The sequence below is a fragment of the uncultured Lactobacillus sp. genome (assembly GCF_946477725.1).
Classification (GTDB): domain Bacteria; phylum Bacillota; class Bacilli; order Lactobacillales; family Lactobacillaceae; genus Lactobacillus.
Genome location: NZ_CAMKZC010000001.1, coordinates 231,678 through 249,919, shown reverse-complemented (window position 1 = coordinate 249,919; position 18,242 = coordinate 231,678). Strand labels below are relative to the sequence as shown.

Below are 18,242 nucleotides of genomic sequence, written 5' to 3'. Positions count from 1 at the left end.
TTATTATTAACAAATAGCTTTTATTGTTCTCTTTTAATAACTTTGCTCAAGACAGAATAAGCGGCAGTAAATCTTGCTGCCGCTTTAGTTAATCTCTGTATATATTAATTATTAATTTATCCGAACATTTGGCTATTTTTAGTGGGGAAATTTTGCCTTGAAAGCTAAATTAATAGTTTTCTTTCACATAAATTTCATGATTGACTTTAGCCCGACCATTATTATAGTTAAAGGAATAACCTGGCTGGACGTTAAATAAATAAACGTTAAAATCCAGTGTGCCATCAGTTGACACAGCCTGTAAATTAATACCCCGTGCCATTAATTCATTGCCGCGAAAGATGGGCGTGGCCTGGTAAATTACTTTTTTATTCTGCCTTAGCGCCACACGAATACGGCTTTCAAACATCGTCTGAATCCTCTGATTTGAAAAAGCAGACTGAGTGAACAGATTTTTAGGGTTATTTTGGTCACCAGAAAGATTACGCGGGTTAAAATTGCCATCAAGATCAATACCTGCCGAAACAGAATAAGCTATGAGGTGGCCGCGATTATAAATTTGGGTACCATTACGCCTGTTATAATGCCAACCCGTAGGCTCGATAAACTGCCGCTCTCTTAAACTGTCATTGGCCACATTACGCTTTTGCAAAAAAGCCGTATTGGAGTGGGAAGTACGGTTTAAGCTGTCCAAGTCAGAATATATTACCCGGTTAACACGCCAGGCATTTTTAATTAAGGTTGAATGGTCATTATTAACAGTAATATAAGAAGAACTGCCGCTTTTAAAATCTAAATCAGCCAATTTTTGATAGTCCTCATGTGATAAGCCACCATAAACTTTTGCAGCGGGCCTGGCCTTTTCTATTTTGTTATCCTTTTGCTGGTCATTGCGAGTTATTCTATCCCTAGTTTGCTGGCCACTCGGATCTGATCCACCTCTAGTTGAAACAAACCAGAATAAAAACAAGATAATAATGACAATTGCCCAAAAATCCGCGTTAGCTGTCTTGGTATTTCGTCTGCTCCTCCTGCGTGCCATTCACATTGCTCCTTAGTTAATAATAATTAAGTATAGCTAATCGAACTGTTGTTTGCAATAGGGAACAATAAAAAAGCATGGTTGAACCATTTCCTTGCTTAAATTCTAACTTCGGGCCCATTCATCAAGCATATTTAAAAAATAACTTTCAGACAGCCGCTTAATCTTGCTGCCAGCATGGTTATATTCTTTGGCCTTCAGAGTTTCCGGATTACTTTTACTAAAAAAGCCGTCATCGCTCATAATTAAATAATCTGTATCAGGCTTAACACCAGTTTGGGCTATTCCGTTCATATTATTTACCATTTGCGCGGCTTCTACGCTATTCATCTCTACTTCAGGAGCGAAGGCAATTTTTTTGTTATTTACCGGATTATGAAAGCCCAATTCCCAGGCTTCCAGTTCCGCATGCAGTAAATCCAGGTTTTTGAGCTTGCCTTGTGCTTCTTGCAAAAGCGCAGGTGTAAAATGCTGACGAAAATCATCATAAACCTTTTTAGTATCAAGGGAATCATCTAAGCCGTGGTGCTGTTCAATTTGTGCAATACCAGCTCGCTGAATGCAGTCAAGTAGTCGATTATGTTGCATGGGGTAGTAAACTCGAGCCAGACGCAACACATCGACATAGTCGTTATTTAATTCTGGTAAATGAAACTTTTTGGCCAAATCATACAAGAAATTTAAGTCAAAATTGACGTTATAGCCAATGATAGTATCCGTGCCAATAAATGAGCGAAAAGCAGTCATTGCTTCTTTTACCGGTATTCCCTCTTTAAGAAGCAGCTCTTCAGTAATGCCATTTAACTTGGTGATAAAACTGGGTACCCGGTTCGACCGCGGATAAACAACCAATTGGCTAAACTCAGCCACTACTTTGTTATTACGGACTTTAACTGCGCCAAGTTCAGTTACATGATCACGGTAGGGATTTAAGCCTGTGGTTTCAATATCCAGCATAGTGTAGTCGGAAATAAAGTCAGGCCATTCCTGACCTTTGCCCCGTATTTTATTCTGAACGCCAGAAACATGGAGCACGCCATTTTTTACATAAATACTCATTGAGAATCAGTTACTCCGTTACAAGATGATTAATTAAACTAACTGTATCTGCATTTGTACCGGCACTGCGCTCCTGAATTTCCGGTAACAATGTCTCCTGCGGATAATCTGCAGCGACATAAGACCATTGCGGGTATTCTGCAACCAGATGTTCAATTGGTTCGCGCAGTTGCGGACTGGTTTCATCAACTCCCAGTTCCAAAAAGACAGTCTTTTTCTCTTCATTGCCTGTTAAAAACCAGCGAAAACGGGAATTGGCAACAGTGTCGGGATAAAAATGGTCATTAAGCGGCAGATGAATTTCCAATGGCTGACCACATAGCTCACATTTTGGTACTAATTTTGCAAGATCAGTACCTGGCTTGGCCGTTATAATTTTTTCAGCGACAGTCTGAATGCTTGCAAGGCCATGATTGATCCCACTCGCACATTGTGCTTTAGTCCAATCGCCAAATACATTAAAAATGCGGTTTTCGTCAAAGCCGGCAGTTTCGAAAAAGTGACCAAATGCTGAGGTAGCAACAAAATACTGTCTATGACTAATTAGTTGCAACAGATTTTTTAATGTACTACTTGGGCGGTAATCAAAGGAGTATTTTTGAATAAGGCTTGACCACAGTTGCCATTTTTCAGACCATGAAGGAATATGTTGATCCAGTGCATATCCGACTGAATGAACATCGTATTTTTGGACAATGCTGGGAAAATCACGTTCAAAATCTGCTTGACCTAAAAGATCAAGTCCCTCAACTTTTGCCAAACCATTACCAGCAACTACAACCACAGCCTCCGCCTCTTGGACTAACTGCTTTGCCTTATTCAAATTTTCCATTTAATTCTCTTTCCTATTTTTGACTATAGCCAGTAAACGAAACCTGGCCATCCTCAAATTCTCCTAAGAAAACATCACTAGGGTCATTATAGCCGGCTTGTTTGAGCTGCTCTTTTAACCAATTTTCATCCTTATTAATAGATTCAAGCACATCTTGGTTAATTTGACCATCATTAATTAAAGGAAAACGGACATTTTTCTCATCTTTTTTAATAACCGTTAGTTGACCGTTCTTTTCAAAGATACAGTTTTTCACCTGATCAACAGAATAAATGCCTTGACTGCGTAACTTGAACATTAATTCATTAGCTGACAGCCCGGCAGACAAGCAATTACGTGGTAAAACCTGACCGTTTTTAACTATTTGAATTGGTTTGCCATCAATCAGGCCGCGAATAAAGTTGCTGTGCTCCCGCGCAAATTTCAAGATAAAGACAACCAGAGTCCAAACGATCAAAACGAGCAGAAATTGCAAGACGGAAATGTTGGCATTGTAAATAACGCCGCCGATAATACCACCTAGAACATAGTTTTGCAGTTGATCCAAAGCAGTCGTGGGAGCGATGTTGCTTTTGCCAAACACATTTATTTGAAAAATTAAAGTTAACACACCTAATACGAATTTAATAAAAAGCTGCGTATAATTCATTATTATTTCCTCCTAATTCTTGACGTCGACCGTGTGGTTAATCACATGAGCCTGCTTTAAAGAATATGAATTGTTGTCATCATTTAATTCCAGCTGATAGTCAACATCTTTTGAGTCAACCCTGACGATTAAACCGTTTTGCAGTGTAGTAGAACTGACCATCACATCTGAAACCGGTACTTTGTGATCTTTAGCAACTGATTTTATAAATGGTGCAATTTGCTCAGACTGAGATTTCACTACGTTTGTTTGCACGTATTTTTCGTATTGTGTGCCCATAAATAAAAGTAAAAATAAAAGTGCAATGATCCCTAAATCCCGGTAGCGGGTATCGAATCTGTGCCTGAGATACAAAACTGTGAACGCGATCATTGTTAAAGCCGCAACTGCAATCAGGATGTAGAGAATGGTTTTACTAGTATTTTGATTTTGCTCAATATATTTAAGTGTGTAAAAAGTCATAACATAATTACCTCTATCAAAAATAATTTATTCTAGTTTTTATAAGTTAATAGCAATAGCAAAATCACATATTAACTAAATTAAACATTACCAAATATAGCTAAAAGTGTTCGCTTCCTCCCTGTCAGCTTACTTAAACTGTGTTTATAAGCCTATATATTATCAGTATAACAAAAAAGTAGTTAGAACCTGTCTAACTACTACTTATAAATATTTAATTTAAACTTAGTTTTGGGATGCACCTGTTGCTGTATCCGGCTCAGTGTCTTTTTTGACCTTTTCTTCTGCAGCGGCTGCTTCAGCTTTAGTTGAAGCTCCAGTTTGAGCATCAGGATCAGAATTACGCCTGTATGTAGCTCCCGTTGTAGCATCCGGATCAACTACCAACTTTTGTCCGGTTGTTTCACAGAAATATTTTACTAGTGGGTATAGATCCTGTACCCATTCATAAATACCGGCATAGTTACCTTCATCATCTTCAACACGCTTGTAATAATGTAAAACAAGTTGCTTAAGGTTTCCCGTTGGTACAGGCATATAAACAGCGTCGTGTCCGCCTTCTTTGGTTCGCAAAGCATGAACGACTTTTTTAGCTTCGGGAATGACATCGCGAACATCAGGATGAACTTCTCCCATGGTATTTCCTACTTGTGCGGGAACTCTCTTAGCCTTCATCTTGGCGTTAGGATCAACCGGACGGTTATACCATAAGAATTGGTTATTATCATCTACAAAAGTTAGTTCGCCAATTGTGTTACGCAACATCCAGTTAATTTGATTGACTGTTAATAATCCACTGTCAAGCTTAACATAATCGTCTCCTGTGGCAGCATGAGTCTTTTCTGCTGCTTTATCAAGCCAATCTGGATCTTCTTTTTTAAGCCCCTCTACTGTATAACGGCTTTTGCCTGTAGCAGCAAAGTCTTCTTTTAAATATTCATCAGAGTTCATATCTTTTAACCATTTGGGTTCAGCCATTTTTCATTCTCCTTTATCATTATTTACAATAGTAAACCAATTGTATCACGGAAGCGCTTATTTTTAGGCATCTTTTTAAATTATCCTTTATCTGAGATTTATTTTTCTTTCTATCATAATGAGCTAAAATAGATAGTAATAGATAAAGTTTAAAGGAGAGAAATATGAAAACTGGCACAAAGATTATTACATTAGATAATGGATATCATTTGTGGACGAACACTCAAGGCCACGGAAATATCCATTTATTAGCTTTACACGGTGGCCCCGGAGGTAACCATGAATACTGGGAGGATACTGCTGAACAACTGAAAAAACAGGGATTGGACGTACAAGTAACCATGTATGATCAACTGGGTTCTCTTTATTCCGATCAACCGGATTATTCTGACCCTGCTATTGCTAAAAAATATTTGACTTATGAGTATTTCCTAGATGAAGTTGATGAGGTACGGCAAAAGCTAGGTTTAGACAATTTTTACCTCATCGGTCAAAGCTGGGGCGGACTTTTGGTACAAGAATATGCCGTTAAATACGGTCAACACTTAAAAGGCGCAATTATTTCTTCAATGGTTGATGATATTGATGACTACGTTAAGGCCGTTAATCGCCGGCGCCAAGAGGTTTTGCCCCAAACCGAAATTGACTTTATGCATGAATGCGAAAAGAATAATGATTACGACAATGAACGCTATCAAGAAGACGTTAATATTCTAAACATTAACTTCGTTGATCGTAAACAACCTTCTAAGCTATACCATCTAAAAGATATTGGCGGTACTGCCGTTTACCAGGCATTTCAAGGTGACAATGAATTTGTCATTACTGGAAAACTAAAAGACTGGCATTTTAGGGATCAACTTAAAAATATTAAGGTGCCGACACTGCTAACCTTTGGTGAAAATGAAACAATGCCGATTGCCACCGCCAAAATTATGCAAAAAGAGATTCCTAATTCTCGCCTAGTAACAACTCCTGATAGCGGTCATCACCATATGGTTGATAATCCTGCTGTTTATTACAAACATTTAGCTGACTTTATTCGTCAAGTAGAAGAAAACACCTTTAAAGGAGAATAATATTATTTTCCCGAATCAAGAATAAACACAAAAAAGCAAGCAAATGACTGCTTGCTTTTTACATGCAGCAATAAAAATTTAAATTACATTAATTTTAAAAAATCATGTTTTGAAAATTTTAGCGATTCATTTCATTATGCTTATAATTAAAATAAAATAACAATGTAAAGAAAAAATATATTTTTAAATAACAATACAATTGTCTAATCCACTTATTATATTATTATTAATAAGTTGATTAGGGAAAGTAATTAGACAAAAAAATAATAACTAAATTTTTATTTTAATTAAGCTAAAAGCTTTAACCATGGGCTTTTATAATAAAGGTATACGTATTGCTTTATAAATATATTATTTTTAACAAACATATAAAAATAATATTTTAAGTATAGACCAATTCATGTTATTATAAACTTATAGTTATTGATAGTATCAAAAAAATAACTGGAGGATAATAAAATGAAATTATTGATAGCCATCATACTAATTATAGGTGGTTGTTCATACATTCTTGATTTAATCTGGACGCTGTGTCTGACATTTAGCAGTCGTGTTCGACAGGATAGGTATGGCGAGCGCTGCCGCGATTTTGATACTATGTTTTTGTTAATCCCTGCGATGAATGAATTTCAAACTCTAAGCAAAAATATACCAAAATTATTAGATGTACAAAAACAATGTGACGATTTTATCAAACTTAAGCTGGTATTTATTGATGATGATTCAAGCGATGGGACCACTACTCTACTGCAAAAGTATGCCTACCATCCTGATGTCATGGTTGTACATCGCACTAAACCTAATGCGCAACAAGGAAAGGGGCCAGCACTAGAATATACAGTCAAGCGCATTGCTAAGATGAACTACCCCGAAGACAAAACAATTATTGGTGTTATCGATGCTGACAGTATTCCAGGAAAAAAGTACTTAAAGGAAGTTGTATATGCCTTTAATCATTCCCACTATGATTTAGTGCAAACACGCGTGAATATTTACAATTTGCAACAAAATATTGCGGTGATGCAAAATTTTGAATTCACTGTTTATAATTCTCTTTTACAAATGGCAAGAACTAGCTGGGGCTCATCTTTAGCTTCAGGTAATGGCCAATTTATGACTTTAAAAATGACTAATGACGTTGGTTGGTCATCATCACTACTCGAAGATTGCGAATTTTCAATAAAAGGTCTATTTAAAGGCTATCGTGGTACTTTTATAAATAAAGTAAGTATTGCACAAGAAGGCGTTACTGGATATAAGAAGTTAGTTCGCCAGCGCACACGTTGGTGCCAGGGCGGATTTCAATGCTTGAACAAATATGGCAAGCAGATAATTAAATCATCTGCCATTCCATCAATGTTTAAAGTCTTTGTAATAGCGTTTTTGACTATTCCCGCAATTTCCCTTTTAGTTACGCCAGCCGCAGGAATTTCACTAATAATATTACTAATTTATATGAAAACTAACGTCTGGGCTAGTTTAGCAGTTATTGGCGGTTTGCTTTTCATTGAAGTCTTGACAAACTTTTTGTTAATTATAAAACAATGGCGACAAGCTAGACTTGACTTCCCATTAAGATTCTCTTATTTGCTCAGAATCATTATCATGTTTGATGTCTATAGATGGTCTCTGGCAATAGTACCGTATAAAGCTATAATACGGGCTATGTCTGGAGATGAATCATGGTCAAAAACTGCTCATGATTAATATTTATCCTAGTAATTTGTCCTAACTGCGAATGATTACATTCTCTTTGTTGATATAATTAGCTCAAAAGAACTGCTTAACAGTTTCTTATTAAGTTTTACTCATTACGTTTCTTTTTAAGCGCAAGCAGACAAGCACTAATCGCTGTGACTGCCAAGAGTGCAACTGCAGAAACGCCTACGCCACATCTTGAGCCTATTTTCTTAGCAATAAGCCCTCCTAAAAGATAGCCTAAAGAATTTACTCCGATTAATACTGTTTTATAGATACTTGTTACCCGTCCAAGATATCTTTGCTCAACTTGCTGTTGCCTATTCGTGATTATACTAATATTGATGATGGATTCAATAATTGCAATAACTGCAATAGCTAAAACTAATACCAATACGTTCTTAGACAAGGCAAAAACAGCACGAACAAGAGCGCCTGTAAAAATTAACAGTGTAAACAACAAATTAAAACTAACTCGTTTATTTAACCAATTAACAACCAAAGTACCTATTAAGGCACTAATAGCTGCAATTGCGGAAACAATTCCGATATTTCCAGAGGAAAGGCCTATTTGCGTGCGTAATATTATGAGACTATCGTTATCAAAATTTGCTGAAGCAATATTAACTAATGCGGCCAGTATTAATGGATATAAAACAGAGTGAAGACTAAGAGTATAATTCAAGCCCTCTTTTATATCCATTTTTACTGTTTTAAGTGCTGGCTTCAGGTCTGCTAGTCCAGTAAAGGAAGTGTTCTGGGAGCGCAGATTTATCATTTTTTCCAGTAAAAGACTAATTAAATAGAAAACGGCACAAATAAGAATTAAAATACTGTGCGAAACAAATTGATATAAGACGCCGCCTACGATAGGCAGTGAGAAATTAGCTGCATATTGTATGCCATAAACCAGACTGTTTAATTCAGAGAAATCTTTCTTTTCAACCAAAAAAGAAACAAAGGTAATTTCTGATACTGTATTAAGTGTATTGGTGACGCTGACAAAGAGTGAAACTGCATAGATAATAAAAATCGTGCAATCTATTGTTAAATGCAATGCAATCGCGGTAGCAAAAACTAGATAACTGATAAGTCGAATTAAATCACTAAAAATTAGAATTTTTTTGACATCGAATTTATCTGTGAGCGCACCTGCAGGCAGGCCAAGAACCAAAAAGGGCAGGGTTTGAATTACAGAGATTATTGACAAATGAATGCCATTTTTAGTGATATCAAGTACCATCAATGGTAATACAAATGCCATTAACGCACTGCCGAAGTTATCAGTAATTACTGACAAAAGATATAGTCTGTTGTTTCTACTTTTTAGTATGTTTTTCATGTGAATAAGCTTACCTTTTTAATCGGAGTTTAGTTTATATCTGCATAGTGGAAGTCACATATAAGGAAATAAAATATACCTGTCTATTTTGTCGCTATTATCATGTGTGATTAATTAGCAGATTTACTGTCTGTTAATACTTATCTTTTCATTATCAATATGATTTCTTATAGAATTTCAAGTATTAAAAAGATTTAAAAATGGGTATACTAAAGATACTTCAAAAAAGCGCCTTTTTGCAAGTTAAATATTTGTTTAACAGTTAACCTTTATTGACGTACAGCTTGTTGATAATCATAGCTTTGATTTGTGTGAACCAAATGCATGATTGTACGATTTAAATGGTTAACGCAGGCTATTTGAGCTACCAAATCATTTTTTGGAATATGGTGGCTCTTTTGATTTGTAGTAATAGCCAACTAGATGATTGTTAATCTTGCCTTGATTTGATACAAGCAGAAAAATATATAAATTTCATTCTAGTTCAAATAATAAAGACTAGGTTTACTGACAATAAGCTTCTGCCATCTTTATAAAATAGTCTATGAGAAAATGCTTGTTATTTTATCCATTTTTATATAGCTGCATTCATAGTGGTAGTAAATACTTGGGCTGTCATTGGTCTAACAATCATCTAAAACAGTTAATAACATTGTTTATTTAAAAGATAGGTTCTAATCATCATTGATCTAACAATCATCTAAAACACCACCATTCTCCATCCGGATCATCCCACCGTTCTAATCATCATTGATCTAACAATCATCTAAAACTATCACCAATGACAATCTTATCGCCCTCATGTTCTAATCATCATTGATCTAACAATCATCTAAAACCAATCCTGATAATCTAAACGGCGGTGACAAGTTCTAATCATCATTGATCTAACAATCATCTAAAACGTTTAACGTTACTTTTTTTAGGTTTTTGTAGTTCTAATCATCATTGATCTAACAATCATCTAAAACAAGGTAAGAGAGATGCAGACTTTATCAGCTGTTCTAATCATCATTGATCTAACAATCATCTAAAACCAATCCTGATAATCTAAACGGCGGTGACAAGTTCTAATCATCATTGATCTAACAATCATCTAAAACCAACTAAACCATCTTCTTCACCACTAATTAGTTCTAATCATCATTGATCTAACAATCATCTAAAACTGATAATCCTAAACATTTCTGGCCAGAGGTGTTCTAATCATCATTGATCTAACAATCATCTAAAACAGTAAACTAGGTGCTCATGATGTATAGGACGTTCTAATCATCATTGATCTAACAATCATCTAAAACCCGTATACTAGTTGAACTGCAACTGCCATAGTTCTAATCATCATTGATCTAACAATCATCTAAAACTAACATTTTCTGATTTTTTTGTAGCCATAAGTTCTAATCATCATTGATCTAACAATCATCTAAAACCAAAAGGGAAGCTTACCGTTACGTCTTTTGGTTCTAATCATCATTGATCTAACAATCATCTAAAACCAACTTTTTTTGCGTTTTTACTAATCTCAAGTTCTAATCATCATTGATCTAACAATCATCTAAAACGCCGGTAATGTTTTTGATGATGAAGGTGCCGTTCTAATCATCATTGATCTAACAATCATCTAAAACACAGAGAGACGATAGACAATACAGAAAATAGTTCTAATCATCATTGATCTAACAATCATCTAAAACGACATAGTGCATCCCCATTGTGCCTGCCTAGTTCTAATCATCATTGATCTAACAATCATCTAAAACGATGAATACCTGTCTTCCCAATTACAGTATGTTCTAATCATCATTGATCTAACAATCATCTAAAACGTTTCCGCATTACGCTTATAAGTTTCCCCAGTTCTAATCATCATTGATCTAACAATCATCTAAAACTTGATCTGTAACCGATTCTTTTTTCTTTTCGTTCTAATCATCATTGATCTAACAATCATCTAAAACTTGAAGTTGGATACCCTGCAAAATATCCAAGTTCTAATCATCATTGATCTAACAATCATCTAAAACAGGTGGCTTGTTCTTTTGCCAGCCTTTGGTGTTCTAATCATCATTGATCTAACAATCATCTAAAACGCACAATTAGACAACATTTATAATAAGAAAGTTCTAATCATCATTGATCTAACAATCATCTAAAACGAAGCTAATGCTATTCAAACATTATCAATGGTTCTAATCATCATTGATCTAACAATCATCTAAAACTCGTCCATTCAAACTTTGGCTTATTACAATGTTCTAATCATCATTGATCTAACAATCATCTAAAACTTATCGGAATTTTCAAATCAACTTGTTCCAGTTCTAATCATCATTGATCTAACAATCATCTAAAACTAACTGTCGCAACTGAATTTGGCGGTATTCGTTCTAATCATCATTGATCTAACAATCATCTAAAACTGGTTCGAAACCTACTTTCTGAATTAATCTGTTCTAATCATCATTGATCTAACAATCATCTAAAACTGTCATTAGCACTTTCTGTTAAGTTCTTTTGTTCTAATCATCATTGATCTAACAATCATCTAAAACTTATGTTCACACTTTCTAAAATAAAACTAAGTTCTAATCATCATTGATCTAACAATCATCTAAAACAAAACTAACGGTACAATTAGAAGCTGTGTAGTTCTAATCATCATTGATCTAACAATCATCTAAAACAAATACCTGATCGTGATCGGTCGGGGCGGCGTTCTAATCATCATTGATCTAACAATCATCTAAAACTGATATTTTATAATCCGATTTTAATATTGTTGCTAGTACCAATCGATTAGATCCTTATCAATATAGTAAAAAGGTATGTCTTTAGATATTGCCAAATTTTCTTTTGTGGTGAATTCAATTACAACCAAAATCAAATTCATTTCTGTGACAAGACTAGCTAACTCTTGCCACTCCCGTTCTTCCAAGTAATGAGCTACATTACAAATAACAGGAATAGTTTTTAAATTACACGTTTGGTGAATTTTTAAAACTGTTTCTATTATACCATACGGACTAAGCAACATTGATTTATCCAAATGTATCTCTGTCAATTTAAGTAGCTTCTTTAAATCTTCATCAAAATTAATTGCTAAAGGTAAATCTTCAAATAAAAGTGAATCCTGTAAAATCGTCTCTAAACTATAAAATGATTTAATCATCTTGTTACGATTTTCTTCGTCTAAATTTGTCAAATAGCTATTTACAATGTGCGGCATATACTTTTTAGTGATATCGCCACTAAGTAATGGATCGCCAATGAAATCAAACGTCTTGCCGATATCAAGAGGATTATAATCATCCTCTGAGCAAAGCAACATTTTATTTTTTCCTTGAAATCCTTGAATTATATCACAGTAAGCTATTGGACTTTGCAAGCCAATGATTTTTATACCAGGATCTTTGAACACCCATTTTTTATGAGTTGTATAAGTTAAAATCATAAGATAATCGTCCTATCTGAAGTATTACGCACATCATCAATTGGCTTGCCAAGTAAAAAATGCATGTCATTATATTGCTTTTCAGTAACCATTAATGACTGGACTAGGCCTCCGCGAGGCAAGAATTTTCTGATACGATTTTCCAAAAACTTAGCCGTTTGTCTAGTAACACAGACTCGCACATATACTGAAAATTGCACCATTAAAAAACCTTCATTAATCAACTTTTTATGAAATTGGCGATATTCTTTTCGTTCTTCAGCTGTTTCCGTTGGCAAATCAAACATTATCATTAAGCGCATTATTCGGTACCTCATTTGTCAAACTCATCTCCATTTCTGGTAATTTTTTACTTTCTCCACTAAGAAATTTTAAACATTCTCGTACGTAAACTGTAATGGCATTTGTTAAAAGTGTCTTTTTACCGTTAAACTTTATTTCCAAGCTTAAAAGTTCAACTAAGCCATACTTAATATCAGGCGTTAATTCCTTAATCTTTTCGTGGGCCTTAACCCAATAATCTACAAACGGTCGAAATGGTTCCATTAAATCCGAAGCCAAGTTAAATTGATTTTCCTGTGAGCAATGATGAATACCAAAATAAGTCAAATAGCCATTCATTACAATTTCTCTATTAAAGCTTGAAAGCAAAATGGCATAACCATAATCTAGTGCTGCATTAATGGCGCTAGTATCACGTCTAACAAAATTCTTATCGAATAAAAGCATAAAATATTTACGGGCCGCAATTGCTTCTCGATTGCTTTCATCATTAATTTCTAGCTGGTCCAGTTCACTTTGAACCTCATCTTTATTCAAATGATAATTAGCTAAAACCGCAATCTGATTTTTGATCTTTTGACTAACAATTCTTGTCCACAATACTTCTTTTAAATGTTCATCCCAATTAAACTGCTTTTTTAGCTTGGCCATATTTCTGGCTCCCGGATAATAAACAGCCGTTTCAACCACCGGATTGTCCTTTTCATCAACAAATATAACTTTGGTTTGATTTTGCGCCAATTTACTAATGAGTGCGCTGGTAATCACTGCCTGTGTAGTTGAGACAAGCAACAGATTAATATCCTCAATTGGAATCTGATTAATGCCATCACGAGTTTGGACAATCATCATTTGCATTGAATATGTTAATTTCGCATGCTGCGTGATGATTACTGATCTCCATCCCATATTTTCCTCCTTGTATTTTTAAAAATAAATGTTATACTATAGTTGTTGGTTAGCTACCAACGATCTAATCATTATTGATCTAACAACCAGATTTAAAATCAAACAATGTATCTTTGAGATACTAAGTTTCAACGCGGTTATTACCGTCCTGCCTCAGCTCTATAGCGGAGGTTTTTTTATGCACAAAAATAGGGAATCGGATTATTGCGCTTCCCTATTTTAGTTTACAAATCGGCTATCCTAACCCGTTTTTCAAAAAGTCCTGTTGGTGACTGAAAAATTAATACTGCATTGGGTGACAAAGTTATACCAGAAGACGATTGCATTTTACCAAATGGAGTTTTAATTCCCAAGTTCTTCAAATCTGGATTAACCATATTATCATGTAACCCATCTAATACTTTACTTAAAACAATTTTTTTATCCTTAACAGTCAAATCAATAAATTTAGTTCTACCATTATGAAGGCTTGCTCTAAACTTATTGGCATCAAACAATGGCAAATATTGATCGACTTTTTGTAATATCTCATCATAAGCATTTATAAGAAGTTGTTTTTCATCTTTATAATCCTCCTTTTTTAGATTATCAGTCACTACTTTCATAGTTTTATGAGAAAGTGTTAATTGCTTAGCATTGGCAAAATAACGCGCAGAGTACAACATAAATTTTTTATCGCCGTCCAAGACGACTTGCTTAAAGTGAACATGGTCTTTTACTATTCTGAAACCTTTAACTCCCCGCTTAGGTTTACCATTTTTATCAAACATAATCTGGGGTTCTAGCACTTTGCGAAGTTCTTCCTGATAATTTCCTTGCTTTTTGGCCTGGTTTAAGCTTGCAAGAACGCGCATCGGGATTCCAATAACTTTATAGATAGATTCTTTTGCTTTCTCAATCTTGACAATTACCATATATGCATCAGTGTTGCCGCTATAGCCACCATAAATTTTGGTATCGAGCCGATTACCTTTAGGAATTAGCTTTCTAGTTTTCTTACGATCACGCTCCCCGCGAGGATAAACAGTCATGTTAAACATACTACTATCTTCAGTCGTAGTTTCTCTTGAGACTAGCATGTATTTATAATTATATGCTTTACGTAATTTGTCAAAAATGTCTGGATGCTTGTAAAAGACTATCTGATGAGTAACATTTTCCCTAATTTCTTCTAGGGCTTTACGCTCAGAATTATCTTTTTGCAGTAAAGGCCACAAGAAATTTTGTAACTTTAGATTTGTAAGAATATCTTTTTCCAAATTTTTGTCTTGACTAAATTTTTTAAACTGACCATATACAAAATACGGCCGAAGTTTAGGATACACCTGATATAAAAAATTCCCACAAACTATAGTTAAATAGGCATCAATAGCATGATGATAATCATTAACTTCACGACTCTTATATAAATCTAGGCGCTGACGCAGAGCGGAGTTGTCACCAGCTTTAACCGTAATAATTTCTGCATCTGGATATTTATTCTGTAGAATAACTGATACTAACTTAATAATTTGACTTGTTTCTACCAGCTGCCTATTAATAAAATGTTTTTTCTGCTTATCAATATCCTTTCCTGGATTAAATAGCAAATTATTTAATTTTTGTTCATTAATTAGTCCGTCTGCATACCACATTTTCCACATTTCTGGAATAAGCATTTTTGAACCAACTGCAACTTTAGTTCCAAACACTTTAAGAGCATACCGGTTACCTTTTTCTTGATTTAATTGAGTTCTAGTTAGTACACGATTATTAAATGAATCATCTTTAATAATTGTCTGTGGCAAGATATGATCTATTTGATAATTTTTAGGAATATCATCTATATCTATTTTTTCACCTGAATATGCATCTCTACCTGCCTGCATGAAATATAAGAAATATTCATCTTTAAGTAATTTACGGTTAACTGTATATTCTTCTAATTTGTCAGTTAGATTCTGGTCTACCAATTCGCTAGCAGTTTCTTCATAGATTTTAAGCAACTTAGTGCCACGTATATGAGATAGCTTTAAATTTCTCTGTGGTTCTCGTGTAAATTCAATTGCAAATTGGTCTGGAGTCTTTCCGCCAGCAGCTTTAACAATATCGTTAACAACCTTAATTACCTGTCTAATCGCCTTTTTATTAGCAGGAGAAGTATAGGCATCTGCCAAAATTGCCTCAACACCATTTTCCTGAGTAACGTCCTGGTTTTCTTTAGCAATTGCTTCTTTAAACTCGGGCTCCGTCACAATTTGCATAAAATTCTTTTGGCTAGTCCATAGTTTATTCATAATATTATGACCTTTTGTGTCATGTAATTCAACTAGGAGCTTACGCGATAATCTGCCCCAACCTTGCAAGCGCCACGTTGAAATTGCTTTAAACTGCTTAGGAGTTAGCCACTTAAATTCGTCCCTTAATTTTTCTTGAAAAATCTTTTTATCCTCAAAAATAGATGAATATTCAATTATTTTTTCAAAATCTTTTTGATATTGGGGATCTGCTAATTCCTTATCAAACACATGTAAGTTTTTGAGATGATAATAACTCGACAGACTTGAATTAAATTTGGTTGGATCTGCTAATCCCTTAAGTTCCACAGTCGGTAAATGCCTATTATCCTTTAAATAATTGATTAATTGATCACTTTTAACGTTTTTATTTTTTTTAAAAAGATCGTTAAAAATTCGTTGCTTGAGGCCTATGCTGATTTTTCCACCATTAACCTTAATATTATTAAGCTCATTTAATACTTCGTATTTTTGATAAAGCAAACTATTAGCAGGCAAAACATCTTCACCTAATAGGTAGGTATCCTTGATAGTCATCCGCTTAATAAACTTGTTGGCAGATTCTTGGCGGTCTACTTTTTGTTCAAAATTCCACGGGGTGATTTGACCATCTTCTTTTCTGACCATCCAAGCAAAGTTCTTACCGGATGTTTTTTCCTGTTCATCAGCTGTAATCATCGGTCCCACATAATAAGGCACTCTGAATCTGACCAGTTCATCTAATTTGTACGGTGCTTGTTTACGATGATCTTCTACCGGGTTTTCTGCAGCTAAGAAGGGGTAATACTTACTTTGATTAGCAATAATCTTATCCAGCTCAATTTGATGCAGTTGAAACGGAATTACGCCATTACTATTCGTCCGCTGTTTAGGCATAAAGTTATCTGCAGCTATTTCTTGCGCAATCTTGCGAGCTAGCTCAGAATCATTAAGGTTATCTTTAACCGTTTTATAAAAATCTTCTTTAGTTAAAGTGCCATCCTGCTTAAATTCGGTTTTGGCTTCCAGCAAACGTCCATGACGATTATTAACGTATAGATCATAGGCTAAAAGCAATTTCTTGGCCTGAGCGCGATCTGGTAAGCTTTCAATATAAGCTTTTAACAACTTATAGTCTTGATGGTGTTTATTATATTTTTCTACCATAGATTGTGATAAACTCTTATTTTCATCAACAATAGTACTTAAGGTAATCGCGCTAAACAATTTTTCGACTTCAGCGACAACAGTCTGATCACTTTCATCAAGATCCGGTAATAAGGCATCCAGCTTATCATCTGCATCTGCATCCGAAAGTTTGAATTCCCATTGTGCCTTATCACTTTTATCGATTTCTTTGCCTAAGATAGTTTCAAATTGCGTTTTATAGCCCATAATAGCGTTAGCAATCTGCTTGGCTACATTTTTCTCTTCCTTAGCAGTTGAATCGGTTAATAACTTGGCAATTTTTTTGACCTTGTCCATCTTATAAACGGTCTTTTCTGCATCTTTACCGCGTATAACAGCCTCGATCTCGGCAGCGTTTGCGACATTTAATTCAATCGGAACTTGCTCTTCAACTATCTTTTCCGCAAAAGCGTTGTTGATATTTGTTAATATAGGACCTACTTCAATTTTGGAAGCTTCAAAGTCTTTAACAGGTGTATCCTGCAAAAAATTACCACGATACTTAACGATGTGGTGGATAGCTAAAAATATTTCACGTAAATCAAATTGACGGTCTTCCTTCATCAGTGCGTCACGCAAATGATAGATAGTCGGATATTTTTCATAAAATTCCTGATCTGCCTTAGCTGTTGGAAATACAATTGCCTGGTATTTTTTTCTGCTTTTATCTAATGGTGACACCCATGATTGGTGCAGGCGCACGAAAAAGCCTGGATCCACTTCAGCCATCGGCTCCGCAAAAATCTCTTCCAAAAGTCTTAAGCGCCACTTTCTGCGCTTAAGGCGTCTTCTGGTAGTTCTAAAACCGCGACGATCAGCCGCAGTATGTCCTTCCTCAAATAAGTGTGAACCTATTGCAGTTTTTCCCCTAAGTTTTAATAAGTTATTTTTCTTATCTGTCACGGCCCAGCCGCAAGAATTGGTCCCGATATCGAGACCCAGAATATAATCATCTATTCTTTTCGTCATATTCTTTCTCCTTAAATCTTTTCATTACTATAAGAATACCCCTT

At 35.0% G+C, this 18,242-nt stretch carries 13 protein-coding genes and 1 CRISPR repeat array; of the genes, 2 read left to right on the top strand and 11 right to left on the bottom strand.

The features are described 5' to 3' along the window. Positions 1-169 precede the first annotated feature (169 nt). The 6 genes from Q0R51_RS01215 to Q0R51_RS01190 all read right to left on the bottom strand — a co-directional run bounded on the left by Q0R51_RS01215 (position 170) and on the right by Q0R51_RS01190 (position 5,022). The gene (locus Q0R51_RS01215) at positions 170-1,042 is read right to left on the bottom strand and encodes a DNA/RNA non-specific endonuclease (protein WP_294756116.1); all 873 of its coding nucleotides are present in this window, start codon (positions 1,040-1,042) and stop codon (positions 170-172) included. Positions 1,043-1,147: 105 nt separating this feature from the next. Continuing rightward, positions 1,148-2,101: an exonuclease domain-containing protein gene (locus tag Q0R51_RS01210; protein ID WP_294756115.1), complete on the bottom strand. Its 954-nt coding sequence runs from the start codon at positions 2,099-2,101 to the stop codon at positions 1,148-1,150. A 10-nt stretch (positions 2,102-2,111) separates the two neighbouring features. After that, positions 2,112-2,933, bottom strand: a complete 822-nt coding sequence (locus Q0R51_RS01205) for a Sir2 family NAD-dependent protein deacetylase (protein ID WP_294756114.1) — start codon at positions 2,931-2,933, stop codon at positions 2,112-2,114. Between the two features lie 13 nt (positions 2,934-2,946). Next, positions 2,947-3,582: a DUF421 domain-containing protein gene (locus tag Q0R51_RS01200; protein ID WP_294756113.1), complete on the bottom strand. Its 636-nt coding sequence runs from the start codon at positions 3,580-3,582 to the stop codon at positions 2,947-2,949. 12 nt (positions 3,583-3,594) lie between these two features. Next, complete coding sequence (locus Q0R51_RS01195) at positions 3,595-4,044, bottom strand: DUF3290 domain-containing protein (protein ID WP_294756111.1); 450 nt, start codon at positions 4,042-4,044, stop codon at positions 3,595-3,597. A 225-nt stretch (positions 4,045-4,269) separates the two neighbouring features. Beyond that, positions 4,270-5,022: a PAS domain-containing protein gene (locus Q0R51_RS01190; protein WP_294756110.1), complete on the bottom strand. Its 753-nt coding sequence runs from the start codon at positions 5,020-5,022 to the stop codon at positions 4,270-4,272. Positions 5,023-5,186: 164 nt separating this feature from the next. Between Q0R51_RS01190 and Q0R51_RS01185 the strand changes: the two genes are divergently transcribed. Next, a complete protein-coding gene (locus tag Q0R51_RS01185; RefSeq protein ID WP_294756108.1) occupies positions 5,187-6,101 on the top strand; it encodes a proline-specific peptidase family protein in 915 nt (304 codons plus the stop codon). A 459-nt stretch (positions 6,102-6,560) separates the two neighbouring features. Next, positions 6,561-7,808: a glycosyltransferase family 2 protein gene (locus Q0R51_RS01180; protein ID WP_294756107.1), complete on the top strand. Its 1,248-nt coding sequence runs from the start codon at positions 6,561-6,563 to the stop codon at positions 7,806-7,808. A gap of 97 nt (positions 7,809-7,905) precedes the next feature. Here Q0R51_RS01180 and Q0R51_RS01175 read toward each other — a convergent pair whose 3' ends face one another. From Q0R51_RS01175 to cas9, 5 genes are all read right to left on the bottom strand, one after another. Further along, on the bottom strand, positions 7,906-9,141 hold the full coding sequence (locus Q0R51_RS01175; protein WP_294756105.1) for an MFS transporter: 1,236 nt from the start codon (positions 9,139-9,141) through the stop codon (positions 7,906-7,908). Between the two features lie 605 nt (positions 9,142-9,746). After that, a CRISPR array of direct repeats spans positions 9,747-11,894; the repeat unit is 36 nt; unit sequence GTTCTAATCATCATTGATCTAACAATCATCTAAAAC. Between the two features lie 32 nt (positions 11,895-11,926). After that, entirely contained in the window at positions 11,927-12,595 is a 669-nt protein-coding gene (gene csn2 / locus Q0R51_RS01170) for a type II-A CRISPR-associated protein Csn2 (protein ID WP_294756104.1), read from the bottom strand. Then, positions 12,592-12,897, bottom strand: coding sequence for a CRISPR-associated endonuclease Cas2 (cas2, locus tag Q0R51_RS01165; RefSeq protein ID WP_110445604.1), 306 nt, complete (start codon positions 12,895-12,897; stop codon positions 12,592-12,594). Before cas2 ends, csn2 begins: the two co-directional genes overlap by 4 nt. Continuing rightward, positions 12,875-13,786, bottom strand: a complete 912-nt coding sequence (gene cas1 / locus Q0R51_RS01160; protein WP_294756103.1) for a type II CRISPR-associated endonuclease Cas1 — start codon at positions 13,784-13,786, stop codon at positions 12,875-12,877. Before cas1 ends, cas2 begins: the two co-directional genes overlap by 23 nt. 224 nt (positions 13,787-14,010) lie before the next feature. Continuing rightward, on the bottom strand, positions 14,011-18,198 hold the full coding sequence (cas9, locus tag Q0R51_RS01155) for a type II CRISPR RNA-guided endonuclease Cas9 (protein ID WP_294756102.1): 4,188 nt from the start codon (positions 18,196-18,198) through the stop codon (positions 14,011-14,013). Between the last annotated feature and the right edge of the window lie 44 nt (positions 18,199-18,242).